We start from the raw sequence: 15,459 nt of genomic DNA on the forward strand, positions 1-15,459 counted from the left end.
TTAATCAAAACCTTGTACCGGGCGTTGGTCCGGCCACAGCCGGGGTCCGGCAGGTTCCTTTCAGTAAAACCACTACCACCTCTTTTGCGTCTTTTTTATCATATGAAAACTCCATTCTGGCTGCTGAGCAGCACCCTCACCCTGGCCGTCCTCGCCAGTTGCGAAACGAGCAAGCCGACGACTGACGTGAGCGCCTCGGCCGGCAACACCGCAACCACCGGTGCTCGTACCAGCGGCGAAAGCATGGAGTCCAACGGCATCCGCCTGACCCCGTTCGGCGACTCGCCCAAGTTCCCCGAGGCGCAAATGCAGCTGCGCAGCCCCATCGCCAACTCCACGGTGCCCAGCGGCGAAGTGCCCTTCAACTACCAGATTACCAACTTCCAGCTCACCAAGATGAGCGGCGGCCCGCACATGGCCGAAATGGCTAACTCGATGAAGGGCCAGCACATTCACAACATTGTGGACAACGAGCCCTACACCGCCCACTACGAAACCAGCTTCAGCAAGGCCATTCCCGACGGCCAGCACGTGGTGCTGTCGTTCCTCTCGCGCTCCTACCACGAGAGCCTCAAGCACCGCGGTGCCTACGACCTGCGCGTCATCAACGTGGGCAACGCCGCGGCGCCCGCCACGCCCATCATCAACGTGAACGGCCCCAACCTGTTCTACAGCCGTCCGAAAGACACTTATTCCGGCGCCGATGCCAAGCGCATCATGCTGGACTTTTACCTCGTGAACACCACCTTGGAGCCCGGCGGCAACCGCGTGCGCGCCACCATCAACGGCACCGAGTTCATGCTCGACAAGTGGATGCCCTACATGATGGAAGGCCTGCCCGCCGGCGAAAACACCGTGAAGCTGGAGCTGGTGGACAGCAGCGGCACCCTCATTCCCGGCCCGTACAACTCGGTTACGCGCAAGTTCACGGTAGCCCCCTAAGGCGCACCGCGGCAGTAATGCCGTTATTTCTTCGTTATGCTTTTCAAAAAGTCTCTTGGCTCGCCCAAGAGACTTTTTTGATTCCGGCCGTTTGTTGTCCCGGTTCTACCTTGCCCGCCATGCCCGCTGCCCCTCCCGACTCTGCTGCCCCCACCGCTGCGCCCTTGCTCACCCGCGAGCAGGTGCTGCGGGCCCTGCGCCAGGTGGCCCGCGAGGGCCGGGCGCTGCCGCCCGGCACCGTGTACGAGCTGGTGTACCGGGGCCGGCGCTACCCGCCGCGCGCCGTGGCCGAGCTGGCCTACCGCCTGGCCACCGGCAACCCCGCCGCCCACTGGCCCCGCGCCGCCGGTGCCCCCACCAACGCCCTGCTCGAAAGCCTCGACTTCACCATCAGCACCCGGCGGCCGGTGCTCACCTCCGGCTCGGGCCCCGACGGCGAGGAAACCGCCCGCCAGCAGGCCGAAGACTTGTACACCGGCTTGCCCAAAGACGGCCCGGAGCCCCTTGCCGCTGTTCAACCGGCTGCCCCCACCCTCGCGGCCGAACCCGCCACGCCCTATACGCCACCGGCCTACAGCCGCGCCGATGCCCTGGCCGAGTTGTTCATCGACGACACGACCTTGGATGCGGCGCTGGCCGGACTCGCGCGGCGGCGCAACCTGCTGCTGCAAGGGCCGCCCGGCACCGGCAAAACATTTCTGGCGCGGCGGCTCGCCTGGCTGCTGCTGGGCGCTCAGGATGAGCGCCGCGTGGAGCTGGTGCAGTTTCATCCCAGCTACGGCTACGAGGACTTCATGCTGGGCTTCCGGCCCGACGCCGAGGGCCGCTTCCACCTGGTGCCCGGGGTGCTGCCCCTGCTGTGCCAGCGGGCGGCGGCCGACCCCAGCCGTCCGTACTTCCTGCTGATTGATGAAGTAAATCGCGGCAACGTGCCGCGCATTTTTGGCGAGCTGTTGCTGTTGCTCGAAGCCGACAAGCGCGGCCCTGCCCACGCGGTACGCCTGCCCTACGCGCCGCCGGAAATGCCGCGCTTCTTCGTGCCCGACAACCTGTACGTCATTGGCACGCTCAACCTGGCTGACCGTTCGCTCGCCCCCCTTGACTATGCCTTGCGCCGCCGCTTTGCCTTTGTGCAGCTCCGGCCGCAGTTTGGCGAGCCGTTGCGGGCCTACTTGGCGGCCCAGGGCGTGCCCGCCCCGCTCATCGAGCGGCTGTGCACCCGCATGACGGCCCTCAACCAAACCATTGCCGACGACCCCGAGCTGGGTCCCGATTTCGAGATTGGCCACAGCTACTTCTGTCAGCCGCCCAAAAAAGAACCAGCCGAAGCGTGGCTCCGGCTGGTTCTGGAACAGGAGATAGGCCCGCTACTAGCCGACTACTGGCGCGAGCAGCCCGCCATTGCGGCAGCCCAATTTCGCAAGCTACTAGCCTAAAGCAAATTAACGCCTAGCGCAGGTGACTTTTGGTGGGGGCAAGCGCTGCCGGCCGCACTTTGCACACGCCGATGGTGGCGCCGTTGAAGGCCGGGCTCAGCGTCACGGCGGCATCGGCGTAGCCGGCGTAGGTAACGGTGGCCTGCAGGGGTCCGGCGTGGGCGGGCACGTCGAAGGTAAATTCGCCGGCGGCATTGGTAACGGTCATCTGATTAGTGCCGGTGAGCACCACTACGGCGCCGGGCAGGGCTTGGGCGCCGTCCATAATTTTGCCAATCAAGGTCACGGTGGCGGCCGATGTAGCTTTAGTCGCTGCAGCGGCCGTGGCCCGGGACTTCACGGGCGCCGGGGCTACTTTGCTGCTATCGGGAGTCAATTCCCGGGCCTGCGCCGCCGGTGCCGACAGGGTGTAGAAAAAGAAAGCAGCGAGAAACGAAAGCAGCAGGCGCATGGCAATTGGGTGTTTATTTGAACAATACAAAGGTACTGTGGCACCTAAGCCAGCCTTTTTGGCTTCGTTCAATCCCGGCTTTCGGCCGATAAACACCCCCGTTTTCCCAGCGGCTGACCTTAAGAAAGCCAACCAGCGCTTCGGTAGTGCGCAGCTTACACGAGCCGAGTTGCTTTGACTAAACAGATTGCCTGGGACAGCAGGCGCACCGCTGGCCCACCTTTGTGCTGCGCTTCCCGTAAGCCGTCCCGCTCCGCGTCCACGCCATCACTGCCTTTGATACCGCTGCCCACCCTCTATTATTTCCTGTGCTACGCCTGGAACCGGCTGCCCGAGCCGGCCGTGCTGCAGGCCACCGAGGCGGCGGCGTTTCAGCGGCCATGGGGGCTGCTGGCGCAGGTGCTGCTGCACGGCACCCGCCGCCTGCTGAAGCAAGGGCTGCCGCGCACATTTGAGGAACAAGAAGCCGAGCTGACCAGCCTGCGCGGCCGCATCGAGCTGGCGCCTAGCCTGGGCCGGGGGCTGCTGGCCCGGGGCCGCGCCCTCTGCACCTTCGATGAGCTGGAAGCCACATCGCCGCTGCTGCGGCTGCTGGCGCTAACGCTGGGCAAGCTGGCCACTGCTGCCGACCTGCCGCTGGCCCTGCGCCGCGAGCTGAGCCAGCTTCGGCACCGCCTGCCCGGCCCCACCGCAGCAAAGGCCGAACCGCAGCCCACCGCCGCCACTTTTCGCGAGCTGCGCCGGCAGCGGCTCGATGGTCAGCAAGCGTTTCTGCTGCACGTGTGCGAGCTGGTGTGGCTCACAGCCCTGCCCGAACCCACGACGGGCGGCCGCAGCCGTTTCGCCGATTTTCGGCGCGACGAGGGGCTTATGGCGCGTCTGTTTGAGCAGTTCACGCGCAATTTCTTTCGGCGCGAGCAGCGTCGCTACCGCGTGTATGCCGAAACCATTGCCTGGCAGGCCGAAGCCAGCCAGCCCGACGACCTGAACCTGCTGCCCACCATGCTCACCGATACCACGCTCGACGCGCCCGACCGCAAAATTATCCTCGACACCAAGTACTACGCCGCGGCCCTGCGCCCGCGCTACGACCGGCAGCGCCTCATTGCGCCGCACCTTTATCAGCTCTACGCCTACCTGCAAAACCAGCAGCCGGCCCCCGGCCAGGCGCTGGAGGGCATGCTCCTTTACCCGGCGGCCGCTCAGGCCGTGGACGTGCGCTACACCCTGGGCGGCCACCCCGTGCGCGTCGTCACCCTCAACCTGCACCAGCCCTGGCCCGGCATTGCCGCCGATTTGCTACGGCTGGTTGAATAAAAAGCCGCGGCCGGGTCCGCGGCCAGAAAACACGGCGGGGCAGCCCACTAAACACAAAAAAACAGCCCGAACTTGCGTCCGGGCTGTTTTATGAATCGGGAAGATTGGATGCTGGCGCGAGGCCAGCGGCCAATTACTTCTTCTCTTCGGTGGTCGTGGTGGTGGTGGTAGCGGGAGCAGCAGCGTCCGTGCCAGCAGCGGGAGCAGCAGCGTCCGTGGTGGCGGGAGCCGTTGCGTCAGCAGCGGGAGCCATAGCGGTGGTGTCGGTGGTGGTAGTGGTGGTCGTGGTCTCGGTGCCAGCGGCAGGAGTCTCAACGGTGGTCGACTCGGTCGACTTCGACTCGCAAGAGGTCAGACCAGCGGTGAGGGCGAGGCCCAGAGCAGCAACTTTAAACAGGTTGTTCATTTTAGGGTAATTTTGAAAGTGGGTTAACTTAAAAACGCCCTTTATCCCGCCTTCCTGAAAAGGTAACCCGGGCCAGAAAAATATTTTTTCGTCGGGTTACTTGCTGCCCGCGGCCGTATTAACAACCAAAGTGAATGAGCAGGGGCAATCCAACTTCCTCTTCTTTGACTCCTACCGACGACGCGCTCATTGCCGCCATTCGCAGCGGCGATGAGCGGGCGCTGGCCCACCTCTACCGGCTGCACTGGCCCATGGTGTCGCATTTCGTGCTGCAAAACAGCGGCTCCGAAGACGACGCCCAGGACGTGTACCAGGAGGGCGTGATGGTGTTTTATGAAAAAGTATGCGACGGTTCCCTGGAGCTGAGCTGCCAGATTAAAACCTACCTCTACGCCGTGTGCCGCCGCCTGTGGCTGAAACGCCTCACGAGCAAAAGCCGCTTCGGCGTGCGCCTGCTCGACGACGAGGAGCACGGCCCCTACCTCAACACGGGGGCCGAGGAAGATGTGCTGGCCGCCGAGGAACAGGACCGCCGCTTCAATACCATGAGCGAGGCCCTGAACCACCTGGGGGAGCCCTGTCGTTCGCTCTTGGAAGGCTTCTACCTGCTCGACAAATCGATGCAGGACCTGACGGCAGAATTCGGCTACACAAACGCCGATAATGCTAAAAACCAGAAGTATAAGTGCCTCGTGCGTTTGAAAAAGTTGTTTTTTGCCCATTATAAAGAAGAGCCTATCTGATTATTGCTAGCTGCGGACAAACCGCCCGCAGAACATCCCATTCGCTTACCGCTGCCGGCGCCCACCCCGCGGCTTTTACCCATGATGACTGAAGCAGACTATTACGCCTTATTTGAAGCCTACGCCGACGGCGAGCTGGCCGGGCCTGCCCGTGCCAGCCTCGAAGCGCGCATGGCCGCCGACCCGGACTTTGCCCTGCGCTACGCCGACTTTACCGAGCTGACCGGCACGCTGCGCGCCTACCGCCAGCGCCAGACCGTTCGCAAGCAGCTGCGCGGCCTGCACGCCGCCATGCTGGCGGCCGAGGCTCCGGCCGAAGCGCCCATCGCCGAGCAGCCCGCCACGCTGACGCACACCGTGAACCCGATGCTGCGCATTTCGCGCACCGAGCGCCGCCTGCGCGAGTTCTGGAGCGGGCACCGCGCCACGGTGGGCGTGGCCGCCTCGGTAGCCGTGATGGCCGTGTTTGCCACGCTGCTGGGACTGCAGATGTGGCAGACGGCCAAAACGAAGCCATCCATGTACGGCTACCTGGTGCTGAGCCGCGAGGTTGATAAACTCAAAAACAAGCAGAAAGACCTTTCGCGCACCATCAATCAGATAGGGGCCATCAGCACACCGGCAGTGCCGAGCAACAAGGCGGGCAAAGTCGGCACCGGGTTTGCGCTGACTTCGGAAGGCTATCTGGTAACGAGCTACCACGTCATTCAAGGTGCTGATTCGCTGCTGATTGAAGGCAAAAACCGCCAGCGCTTCCACGCCGAGCCGGTGTATTCAGACGTGAAGCACGACCTGGCCATCCTGCGCATTACGGACAAGAAATTTACCGGCTTCGGCCGCCTGCCCTACGCCGTGAAGGCCGGACAGGCCGACCTCGGCGAGCGGGTCTTCACACTGGGCTACCCGCGCGAAGACGTTGTGTACGGCGAGGGCTCGCTGAGCGCCCGCTCGGGCTTCGAGGGCGACACGGCCTTCTACCAGGTGAGCATCCCGGTGAACCCCGGCAACTCGGGCGGCCCGCTGCTGGACGAGCGCGGCAACCTGATTGGCGTGGTGAGCGGCCGCCAGAACGACGCGCAGAGCGCCGCCTTCGCCACCAAGTCGTCGTACCTGGTGCGGCTGGTCGATTCGCTGGCCGCTACGGCCAAGGCCGACGCCCCCTACCACCTGCCCCGCTACGGCCAGTTGGCTGGCTCGGGCCGCCCACAGCAGCTAAAGAAGCTGCAGGACTACGTGTTTGTGGTGAAGGTGTACGAAAAAGAATAGCACCGCCCACCAGCACCGTCGGATGCCAACTTACAGCAGCCCTGTTTCTTGCGAGAAACGGGGCTGTTTTCATATTGCATAATTCAAATTGATTATTTATATTTATCAATACAATTACTCGACCTTTGGTGGTCCGGTGCCTCGCCGGGCTTGGTTTCGATAACCTTGAATGGGTAAATGCAGTATTCAGGCCAGGATAAACTGCGTTTGTCCGTTCTCCTTTGTCTTTCTTAACTCCGCACTCCGTGGCTCAAAATCAGCAAACCCCACCTACCGGTAATGACGTGGCCGGCTCGGCCGTTTTCAAGAAGTTTCTCAGCACCGCCGAAGGCTACATCAAGCAGCCCACGCGCATGAAAAAGCTGCTAACGGACGCATACCAAAAGGCCAGCCAAAAGAACGAAGTAGGCACGTTGGCACACGAAGCCTGGGAAACCCTCCAGACCATGTTCCGGCTCATCAAAGCGTCGATTTCGGGGGAATACACGGGCGTGCCCGGCACTACGGTGGCGGCGGCCGTGGCCGTGCTCATCTATTTCCTGAGCCCAATTGACCTGATTCCGGACTTCATTCCGGTGCTGGGCCTGCTCGACGACGTGGCGCTGGTGGCCTGGTTCTCGACCACGCTCAAGCACGAGATGGACCGGTTTCACGAGTGGGAGCTGACCCGCCCGGCCTTGGCGGCGGCTGGCGACAACAGCGACAAAGCCGCGGCTGAGCAAGCAGCGGCCTCTATGGGCGGCCCCACGGCCGATGCCGACCGCCTGCAGCCCGAGCGCGAGTCGGCCAAGCAGCACGGCACGCATTCTGGGGCCGCTGCCACGTCGCCACAGCGCGAGTCCAACACCGATTCGGGCCTGGGTTCGCCCGAGAGCAGCAGCCCACGCCCGGTGCACGAAGCCGGCGATGACGTGCAGCCCACCGGCCCCACCAGTGGCGCCACGGTGCGCACCTGGGAAGGCAGCCGCAACGCGAGCGACGCCGGCAGCCTCGACAGCGGCGGCAACGTGCGCTAAATCGAACAAACAATAAAAAGGCCCCGGAACAGCAGTTCCAGGGCCTTTTTATTTCATAGCAACTATAGCAAGAATAGCTTGGGCACCAGCCCTAGGCGGCGGCGGCGTGCTCGCGCACGTAGCGCACGAAGTCGCCCACGGTGTTGAGGGGCACCTCGTCGGGGATGGTGATGCTGAAGTTGCGCTCCAGCTCCAGGATGATGTCGACAACATCGACAGTGTCGAAGCGCAGGTCGCGGGCGAGGCTGGCGGTTTTGCGCACACGGCTGGCCCGAATGGCTTTGCGCTTGCTGATGATGCGGAATACCTGCTGCTCGAGGGTGGCGGTATGGGCGGGGCTAGTGGTGGATACGTACATAATAGTTGCGAAAAAAAACGGTGAGGCGAGGGCGACCAGCGCAACTGCGCGAGGTGCCCGTCGGGGTGGGATGAAGTGGTTAGTGCTGCAACAAAAACCGACCGACGGGCACCGACAACGCAGAAAAAGTTAGGCTAGTACAGGCGGCCGGGCCGCCTGTACTTCCTCAGAGTCCACCTCTTCGGAATTGGTTGCAAGCTGGTCGGGATTTTTTCCGGAAATTTTTCCTTTGAGCGTTTCGCTCAGCAGGTACATCACCGGCACCACCAGCAGCGTGATGCCCGTGGCGAACACCAGACCGAAAATGATGGTCCAGGCCAGCGGGCCCCAGAACGTTACCGACTCGCCACCGATGAAGAAGTGGGGGTTGCCGGAAGCGAACAGCTCGTAGAAGTCGATGTTGAGGCCGATGGCCAGCGGGATGAGGCCCAGCGTGGCGGCCGTGGCCGTCAGAATGACGGGGTTGAGGCGGGTGCGGCCGGCCAGCACGATGGCTTCGCGCAACGGCATGCCCTGCGAGCGCAGGATGTCGGTGAATTCGACCAGCAGAATGCCGTTCTTCACCACGATGCCGGCCAAGGCGATGATGCCCACGCCCGTCATCACGATGCTGACGTTCATGCCGGTGATGGCCAGGCCCCAGAACACGCCCGCAATCGAGAACAGCACTTCGGAGAGGATGATGACCGGCTTGCTGAACGAGTTGAACTGCGTGACGAGAATGAGGAAGATGAGCGCCAGGGCGCCCAGACCGGCCAGCGGCAGGAAGTCGGTGGTTTCCTTCTGGTCTTCTTCAGCGCCGCCCATCTTGATGTTGTAGCCGGCGGGCACGGGGAAGGACTTGAGGGCCTGCTTCACCTGGGCGGCCACGTCGGGGCCGGTGAAACCGTTGAGCACGTTGGACGATATGGTGATGATGCGCTTGGTGTCTTTGCGCTTGATGCCGCCGTAGGTGCTGCCGTAGCTCACGTCGGCAATGGCCGAAATGGGCACCTGGCGCACCTGGCCGGTGGCGTCGCGGAAGGTGAGCGGGGCGTTTACGATGGCGTCCACGTCGGAGCGGTAGGGCTGGGCGTAGCGCACCTGAATGGGGTATTCGTCGTCGGCGGTTTTGAATTTGCTGGCTTCCGAACCGTAGATGGCGGTGCGGACTTCCAGGCCAATCTGGCCGGTGCTGATGCCCTCGCGGTTGGCGCGGGTGCGGTCGATGTTGACGGCAATTTCCGGGTTGCGGTCCTCCAAGTTGGAGCGCAGGTCTTCGATGCCGCCAATGCGCAGCGAGTCCACGTAGCGCTCCACTTTCTTGGAGAGCTTGGCCAGGGCCGGGTAGTCGTCGCCGCTCACCTCGATGGCGATGGGCTTCTGCTGGGGCGGGCCGCTGGCTTCCTGGTCTACCGATACTTCGGCGCCGGGAATACCTTTCACCACTTCCCGGATTTTATCCATGTAGGTGCTGGTGGCGGGGCCTTTGCGGTCGCTCAGCTCTTTGAAGGCAACGCCCACCTTGCCCATGTGCGACTGCGACACGCCCGAAGCCGTGGCCTCGCTGGGGTCGCCGGCGCCGATGGCCACGTTGGTAATCACCGATTCCACGTCGGGGTTGTTGCGGCCGATGACGCCGTAGATACGGTTTTCCAGTATCTGCGTCACCGAGTCGGTCACTTCCACGCGGGTGCCCACGGGCATGCGCAGGTAGGTGTAGATGAACTTGGGGTCGCCTTTGGGGAAGAAGTCCACTTTGGGGCCGCGGATGCCCACGGCCACAAACGAGCCGATGAACAGCACCAGCACGCCCACCATCACGAGGGCCGGGTGGCCGATGGCCCAGCGTACTAGGTTGGCGTAGCCGTTCTGGAAGCGTGGCAGGGCGCGCGTCTGGAACCAGGCAATCATCTTCACCAGCACGAAGCGGTCGAGGGCAATGAAGGCGGCCAGGGCCAGGCACAGGTTGCCGAGGAAGTGGCCCAGCAGTCCAGAGACTTCGCCATCGGGGCCAACATCGGGCGTTTTGCCCATGGCCGTGAGGTTGAACAGAATGCCCAGGCCCACCAGCACGGCCATGGTAATGAGGAAGCCGCGGGTGGCTTTAGGTCTGCTGTGCAGGTCTTCCTCGAAATGCTCTTCGCGGTTCATGAAGCTCACGGCAAACACCGGGTTCATGATGAAGGCCACCACCAGCGACGACATGAGCGTGATAATGAGCGTAACCGGCAGGTAGTACATGAACGAGCCCACGATGCCGGGCCAGAACATGAGCGGCACAAAGGGTGCCACCGTGGTGAGCGTACCGGCCAATACGGGCACGAATACTTCGCCAGCGGCGAATTTGGCCGCTTTCTTGGTGCTCAGGTCGGGGTGCTCATGCAGCAGGCGGTGGGTGTTTTCAATCACCACAATGGCGTCGTCGACCACGATGCCCAGCGCCAGCAGGAAGGCGAAGAGCACAATCATGTTCAGCGAGAAGTCGAAGCCCGGGATGATGAGGAAGGCCAGGAACATCGAAATCGGCACCGACAAGCCCACGAACATGGCGTTGGTGGTGCCCATGAAGAACATCAGGATGAACGTCACGAGCAGGAAACCGATGATGATGGTGTTGATGAGGTCGTGCAGGGTCACGCGGGTGTCGTTCGAGGTGTCGCCGGTGATGGTAATCTTCAGCTCTTTGGGCAGGGTTTTCTCCGTTTCCTTCACCAATGCCTTGATTTTGTCGGAGGCGTCAATCAGGTTTTCGCCCTGGCGCTTCACCACGTTCAGGGTGATGGCAGGGCGGCCGTCGAGGCGGGCAAAGCTTTCGCGGTCCTTGAAGCCGTCCGTCACGGTGGCGATGTCGCCGAGGCGCACGGCCGCGCCGTTGAGGTTCTTCACCTGAATATCGGCAATGTCTTCGGCCCGCACGTACTGGCCGGCCACGCGCACGGCGCGCTTCTGCTGGCCCACGTCGATGGAGCCGCCCGACACGGTCAGGTTTTCGCCGCCAATGGCGCGCGAAATGTCCGAAAAGCCCAGGCGCGAGGCGCGCAGCTTGTTCAGGTCCACGTCCACGTTCACCTGCTGGTCGAGGGCGCCGATGATGTCGACGCGGGTGATTTCGGGCAAGGCCTCAATCTTGTCCTGGAAGTCGTCGGCGTACTTTTTGAGCTGGGCGGCGGGCAGGTTGCCGCTCAGGTTGACGTACATAATGGGCTGCTCCGAGATGTTAATCTCCTTCACCGTGGGGGCCGTGGGCAGGTCGTTGGGCAGCTCGGTGGCGGCCTTGTCTACGGCGTCCTTGATGAGCTGCTTGGCGTACTGCACGTCGACGCCGGAGTTGAACTCCACGTCCACGATGCAATAGTCCTGGTTGGAGGTGGAGTTGATTTTCTTCACCCCGTTCACGCTCTTAATCTCCTTTTCGAGCTGGCGCGTCACCAGGTTCTCGATGTCGGCCGGCGAGGTGCCGGGGTACACCGTGGCCACGATGATGCGCGGAATCACGATGTCGGGGAATTTCTCCTTGCCCAGCTTGATGTAGGCAAAAATCCCCGCCACGCACAGCAGCACCGTGATGATGTAGATGCTGGTTTTGTTGTTGATGGACCAACTGGTCGGCCCAAACTCTTTTTCTAAATCTTGCATAGCTTTTCTAGGGTGCTAGGTAAAAGCGGGAGGAAATGCCGCCGGAAAGGCTGCGTTAGGCTTTGGCGACGCTCACCGCCTGGCCCTCGTTCAAATTCTGGTAGCCGGCCGAAATCACCTGGTCGCCGTTTTGCAGGCCGCTGGTCACTTCAATCTTGCCGTTGTAGGCGTTGCCCGTTTTGATGACGCGCTTCTTGGCCACGGCCTTGCCGCCTTCCTGGCCCACCACGTACACGTAGCTGTTCTGTTCGTCTTTCTGCACCAGGTCCACCGGAATGACGGTGGCGTTCTGGCGGTCGTAGTTCTGGATGCGCACCGTGGCCACCATGTTGGGGCGCAGGTTGGCGGCCTGGTTGCCTTTCAGGCGCAGCTCCACCGTGAAGGTGCGGCTGGTGGCGTTGATGCCGCGGCTCACCACGCGCACCGTGGCGGGGATTTCCTCGCCGCCCAGGTCCGGAATGGTCACCACGGCGTTATCGCCGGCCTTGATGCTGTTGCCGTAGGCTTCCGACACGTCGGCCAGAATTTTGCCACCCGAGCCGCTGGTCAGGCGCACCACCGGCGCGCCGGGGGCCGTCACTTCGCCCAGCTTGGGCAACACCTCGTCCACGGAGCCCGAGAACGGCGCCACCACGCTATAGAGCGAGCGTTGCTGGTTGAGGGTGGCCAGGTTGCGCTGCAGGGCTTCGTAATTGTTTTTGGCTTGCAAGTACTGAATTTCGGTGCCAATCTGCTGCTTCCACAGGCCGGCTTGCTTTTCGTACACCGTCTTGGCCAGGTCCATGCGGGTGCGCAGCTCGGCAATGCTGGCGTCAAGCACCGAGGCATCCACGGTGGCCAGCACCTGGCCTTTGCGCACCTGGTCGCCGCGCTGCACGCGGATGCTGGTGAGCGTGCCGGCGGCACGGGCGCCCACGGTGGCGTTCTGGTCGAAATCGACGCGGCCCTGCACTTCGAGGAAGCTCTTGAAGCTTTCGGGCTGCACATTCATCACCGACACGGGCGTGATGTTGGCGGCCGCGGCGTCGGCCCCGGCGCCGGTTTTGGCTTCCAGGTCGGCAATTTTGGCTTGCGTGGCGGCCTGCTCCTTCTTCAGCTTGGCCAGCTCGGCTTTGGGGTCTTTGTTGCCGCCGCACGAAGCCAAAAGCAAGGTGCTGGCGAGGAACAGCGTGGCGGGTTGGGTTGGGTTGAAACGCATGGGGAAGCGGGTATTTCGGAGTTTATTAGGAATTTGAACAACTCATCAAACCGTCATGCTGAGCGAAGCGGAGCGCAGTCGAAGCATCTCTACCGCAGTAGTAAATGAGATGCTTGCGCGGTAGAGATGCTTCGACTGCGCTCCGCTTCGCTCAGCATGACGTTCTCACGACTGCTCTATTTTTTCACTTGGTTATACAACTCGCCGGTGGCTTTGTCGCGGTCTACCTTGGCCACCAGCACGTCGTACACGGCGCCGTAGTAGTTAGTCTGGGCCGAGCGCAGGTCGGTTTCGGCCGTGATGACCTCCAGGTTGGAGCCCACGCCGGCGTTGAACTTGATGCGCGTCACGCGGGCCACGTCGGTGGCCAGGTCAAGGTTGGCTTTCTGGTTGTCGAGCACGTCGAGGGCGTTGACGAGGGTGGTGCGGCTCTGGGCGTCCTGCAGGTCAATGCTCTGCTTCAGCGTCTCGAAGCCGCGCTCAATGGTTTGCTGCTGGATGCGGCTCTGCTGCACCAAGTACTTGCGGCGGAAGCCGTCGAACACCGGCACCTGCAAGGTCAGGCCCACGTTGCCGAAACCAAACCAGTTCTGGTTGGGGAAGCCGTTGCTGCTGCGCGAGTCGGGCCCGCGGAAGGCAAACAAGTCGCCCATGGTTTTGGCCGAGCCGGTGAAGCCGTAGGCCCCGGTCAGCAGCAAGCGCGGGTAGGCACCGGCCTGGCGGTTGCGCAGGTCGAGGCCGGCCAGGGCCTGCTGGGTTTCCAGGGTCGAAAACTCGATGCGGTTGTTGTAGTTCAGGGCGCCCAGCGCGGCCGGAGCCAGGCCGCCCGCAAGGGCCGTTTGCTGGTCGAGGCGGCTTTGGGTGGCGGGGTCGGTGCCCGTGGCCGGGGCGGGGGCGGTGGGCACATTGCCCGCGCCGGCACCGCCGGTGTTCAGGCTGGCCACGCCGAGGCGCTGGCGCAGGGCGCCGGCGTCCACCACGGCCGCTCCGAGTGAGTCGGTGAGCTGCACGGCCTGCTGCTGCGGCAGGCCCATCTGGAACTTCAGCAGCGCCACGCTCAGCTCGGTGAGGCGCTGGGCTTTCTGCTGCTCCACTACTAGGTTGTTGCGCTGCACGCGCAGGCGGTCCACGTCAAGCTTTTCGGCAAAACCGGCTTTAAAGGTCTGGTTGGTTTGGTAGAGCACCGTGTCGAGGCGCTGCACGTTGCGGGCCAGCAGGGCCAGGCGCGAGCGGGCCACCAGCGTGCTGTAGTAGGCTTTGCTCACCTGCTCCACCACGTCGATTTCGGCCTGCTGGGTTTGCTTTTTGGCCAGTTCGGTATACACCTTGGCGGCTTTCAGGCCAATCAGGTACGAACCGTCGAACAACAGCTGCGACACCGAGGCGCTGGCGTTGCCGGCGTACTGCAGGCCGAAGGCGAAGGCCTGCGGCGGCACCGGCTCGGAGGGCAGCGAGATGGGCTTGATGTTCACCGTCTGGCCGGCTTGCGCGGCCGCGATGTCGGCCGCCGTGAGCGGCGTGGCCGACGAGCCCCCGCCCAGGGCGCCAAAGTCAACCAGCGACTTCTGCAGCTTCAAGTTGTCGGTGGCGGTGGCGCCCACGTTCACCTGCGGCAGGCCGGCGCTTTTGATTTCGCCCACCCGCGCGGCGGCCGTGGCCTCGCCCAAGCGGGTGGCCAGCAGCGTGGGCTTGTTTTTAATGGCGTAGTCCACCGCCTGCTGCAGGCTCAGGGGCATGGTGCCAGCCGTGGGGGTGGTTGCCAGCTCAGTGTTGGGCTTGGTTTGGGCAAGCAGCCCGTGCGGCGCGGCCGCGCTCAGCGCCGCCAGTAGCAGGACTCTGGGTTGAAACATCTTCATAACAGCAAAAAGGGAACGGGAATGCGGGAAATGGGCGGGCAGCTACTCGTTTTCGGTCACCTGCCGGTAGTCGTTGATGAGCTTGTGGCCCTTGAGCGTGGCCACGCCCAGCAGGAAATGCTCGTCGAACACGCGGTTGACGCGCATGGGGCTGAACTGTGCCGGCGGGTACAGCACGGGGTCGAAGGCCAGCTCAATCTGGGCCAGGTTGAGCCGGGCCAGCACCTCCACGTCCAGGTCGGGGCGGAACAGGCCCTCGGCCATGCCGCGGCGCAGGTTCCGGGTAATCTGGTCCAGAATGAAGGTGTTTTTGTGCTGGCCAAACAGGTCCCAGGCCGCCGGGTGGTACTTCTTCAGGTCGTTGAAAATGCTGGGGTGCACGTTGCTGAACTGTTCGTCGGCCCAGCGGGAAATGGTCAGCATTTCCTCGATGGCGTTGGCGGCGGGGCCGGCCACGGCGGTGCATTCGCCCTGCACCTGGTTCAGGTGCCGGTTCATGGTCGCCATCACAATCTGGTCCTTGTTCTCGAACCACTTGTAAAGGGTTTTTTTCGACATGGCCATGTCGGCGGCGATGTCGTCCATGCTCACGCTTTTGATGCCGTTACGCATGAATAGCGCCTGCGCGTGGTTGAGGATTCGGTCTTTGATTTCCATAGCTAACGCCGCAAAGGTACATCGGAAACTTTAATCGTGCCCAAAGTTTCCAAGTGTTTTTTACGGCTCAACTATGGCCTGCGAAGGTTTTAGCCCGGGGAGGGACGGATGAGCGGACGGTTTATTTTAGCCATGACGGAAAATTTTCATTCAGCCCTCATTTACACGACTAATCACAGTAGCAATACAAAGCTA

General features: G+C 62.8%; 12 protein-coding genes and 1 pseudogene. 6 read left to right on the forward strand and 7 right to left on the reverse strand.

The window, feature by feature from the left end; genetic code table 11:
• The first annotated feature begins 102 nt into the window (after window positions 1–102).
• Window positions 103–942: a hypothetical protein gene (locus MUN81_RS21970; RefSeq protein WP_245114322.1), complete on the forward strand. Its 840-nt coding sequence runs from the start codon at window positions 103–105 to the stop codon at window positions 940–942.
• Window positions 943–1,061: 119 nt separating this feature from the next.
• On the forward strand, window positions 1,062–2,378 hold the full coding sequence (locus MUN81_RS21975) for an AAA family ATPase (RefSeq protein WP_280638244.1): 1,317 nt from the start codon (window positions 1,062–1,064) through the stop codon (window positions 2,376–2,378).
• 13 nt (window positions 2,379–2,391) lie between these two features.
• On the opposite strand, the gene MUN81_RS21980 is transcribed toward MUN81_RS21975, so the two are convergent.
• A complete protein-coding gene (locus MUN81_RS21980; RefSeq protein ID WP_245114326.1) occupies window positions 2,392–2,829 on the reverse strand; it encodes a carboxypeptidase-like regulatory domain-containing protein in 438 nt (145 codons plus the stop codon).
• A gap of 276 nt (window positions 2,830–3,105) precedes the next feature.
• On the opposite strand from MUN81_RS21980, the gene MUN81_RS21985 reads away from it, so the two are divergent.
• Window positions 3,106–4,146 (forward strand): hypothetical protein, encoded by a 1,041-nt coding sequence (locus tag MUN81_RS21985; protein WP_245114328.1) that lies wholly within the window; start codon window positions 3,106–3,108, stop codon window positions 4,144–4,146.
• A 133-nt stretch (window positions 4,147–4,279) separates the two neighbouring features.
• Here MUN81_RS21985 and MUN81_RS21990 read toward each other — a convergent pair whose 3' ends face one another.
• Window positions 4,280–4,552, reverse strand: a complete 273-nt coding sequence (locus MUN81_RS21990) for a hypothetical protein (protein ID WP_245114331.1) — start codon at window positions 4,550–4,552, stop codon at window positions 4,280–4,282.
• A gap of 164 nt (window positions 4,553–4,716) precedes the next feature.
• On the opposite strand from MUN81_RS21990, the gene MUN81_RS21995 reads away from it, so the two are divergent.
• The 3 genes and pseudogenes from MUN81_RS21995 to MUN81_RS22005 all read left to right on the forward strand — a co-directional run.
• Window positions 4,717–5,295 carry a sigma-70 family RNA polymerase sigma factor gene (locus MUN81_RS21995; RefSeq protein ID WP_348533151.1) on the forward strand — a complete coding sequence of 193 codons (579 nt, stop codon included), beginning with the start codon at window positions 4,717–4,719 and terminating at the stop codon, window positions 5,293–5,295.
• Window positions 5,296–5,376: 81 nt separating this feature from the next.
• Entirely contained in the window at window positions 5,377–6,561 is a 1,185-nt protein-coding gene (locus MUN81_RS22000) for a serine protease (protein ID WP_245114343.1), read from the forward strand.
• 506 nt (window positions 6,562–7,067) lie between these two features.
• A pseudogene (locus MUN81_RS22005) lies at window positions 7,068–7,169 on the forward strand (DUF1232 domain-containing protein); the annotation flags it as partial.
• Window positions 7,170–7,668: 499 nt separating this feature from the next.
• On the opposite strand, the gene MUN81_RS22010 reads toward MUN81_RS22005, so the two are convergent.
• The 5 genes from MUN81_RS22010 to MUN81_RS22030 all read right to left on the reverse strand — a co-directional run bounded on the left by MUN81_RS22010 (window position 7,669) and on the right by MUN81_RS22030 (window position 15,264).
• A complete protein-coding gene (locus MUN81_RS22010; RefSeq protein WP_245114346.1) occupies window positions 7,669–7,935 on the reverse strand; it encodes an acyl carrier protein in 267 nt (88 codons plus the stop codon).
• Window positions 7,936–8,064: 129 nt separating this feature from the next.
• On the reverse strand, window positions 8,065–11,553 hold the full coding sequence (locus tag MUN81_RS22015) for an efflux RND transporter permease subunit (protein ID WP_245114349.1): 3,489 nt from the start codon (window positions 11,551–11,553) through the stop codon (window positions 8,065–8,067).
• A 55-nt stretch (window positions 11,554–11,608) separates the two neighbouring features.
• The gene (locus MUN81_RS22020) at window positions 11,609–12,751 is read right to left on the reverse strand and encodes an efflux RND transporter periplasmic adaptor subunit (protein WP_245114352.1); all 1,143 of its coding nucleotides are present in this window, start codon (window positions 12,749–12,751) and stop codon (window positions 11,609–11,611) included.
• Between the two features lie 176 nt (window positions 12,752–12,927).
• A complete protein-coding gene (locus MUN81_RS22025; protein WP_245114355.1) occupies window positions 12,928–14,601 on the reverse strand; it encodes a TolC family protein in 1,674 nt (557 codons plus the stop codon).
• Between the two features lie 48 nt (window positions 14,602–14,649).
• Window positions 14,650–15,264, reverse strand: a complete 615-nt coding sequence (locus tag MUN81_RS22030) for a TetR/AcrR family transcriptional regulator (protein WP_245114357.1) — start codon at window positions 15,262–15,264, stop codon at window positions 14,650–14,652.
• Window positions 15,265–15,459: the final 195 nt, after the last annotated feature.

This window comes from Hymenobacter sp. 5317J-9 (genome assembly GCF_022921075.1).
Lineage (GTDB): Bacteria > Bacteroidota > Bacteroidia > Cytophagales > Hymenobacteraceae > Hymenobacter.

Bases quoted from the DNA above. Each gene is read 5' to 3' on its own strand.
- MUN81_RS21980 (WP_245114326.1), bottom strand. From the start codon at position 2,829: ATGCGCCTGCTGCTTTCGTTTCTCGCTGCTTTCTTTTTCTACACCCTG.
- MUN81_RS21970 (WP_245114322.1), top strand. From the start codon at position 103: ATGAAAACTCCATTCTGGCTGCTGAGCAGCACCCTCACCCTGGCCGTC.
- MUN81_RS22030 (WP_245114357.1), bottom strand. From the start codon at position 15,264: ATGGAAATCAAAGACCGAATCCTCAACCACGCGCAGGCGCTATTCATG.
- MUN81_RS22000 (WP_245114343.1), top strand. From the start codon at position 5,377: ATGATGACTGAAGCAGACTATTACGCCTTATTTGAAGCCTACGCCGAC.
- MUN81_RS22025 (WP_245114355.1), bottom strand. From the start codon at position 14,601: ATGTTTCAACCCAGAGTCCTGCTACTGGCGGCGCTGAGCGCGGCCGCG.
- MUN81_RS22010 (WP_245114346.1), bottom strand. From the start codon at position 7,935: ATGTACGTATCCACCACTAGCCCCGCCCATACCGCCACCCTCGAGCAG.
- MUN81_RS22020 (WP_245114352.1), bottom strand. From the start codon at position 12,751: ATGCGTTTCAACCCAACCCAACCCGCCACGCTGTTCCTCGCCAGCACC.
- MUN81_RS21990 (WP_245114331.1), bottom strand. From the start codon at position 4,552: ATGAACAACCTGTTTAAAGTTGCTGCTCTGGGCCTCGCCCTCACCGCT.
- MUN81_RS22015 (WP_245114349.1), bottom strand. From the start codon at position 11,553: ATGCAAGATTTAGAAAAAGAGTTTGGGCCGACCAGTTGGTCCATCAAC.
- MUN81_RS21975 (WP_280638244.1), top strand. From the start codon at position 1,062: ATGCCCGCTGCCCCTCCCGACTCTGCTGCCCCCACCGCTGCGCCCTTG.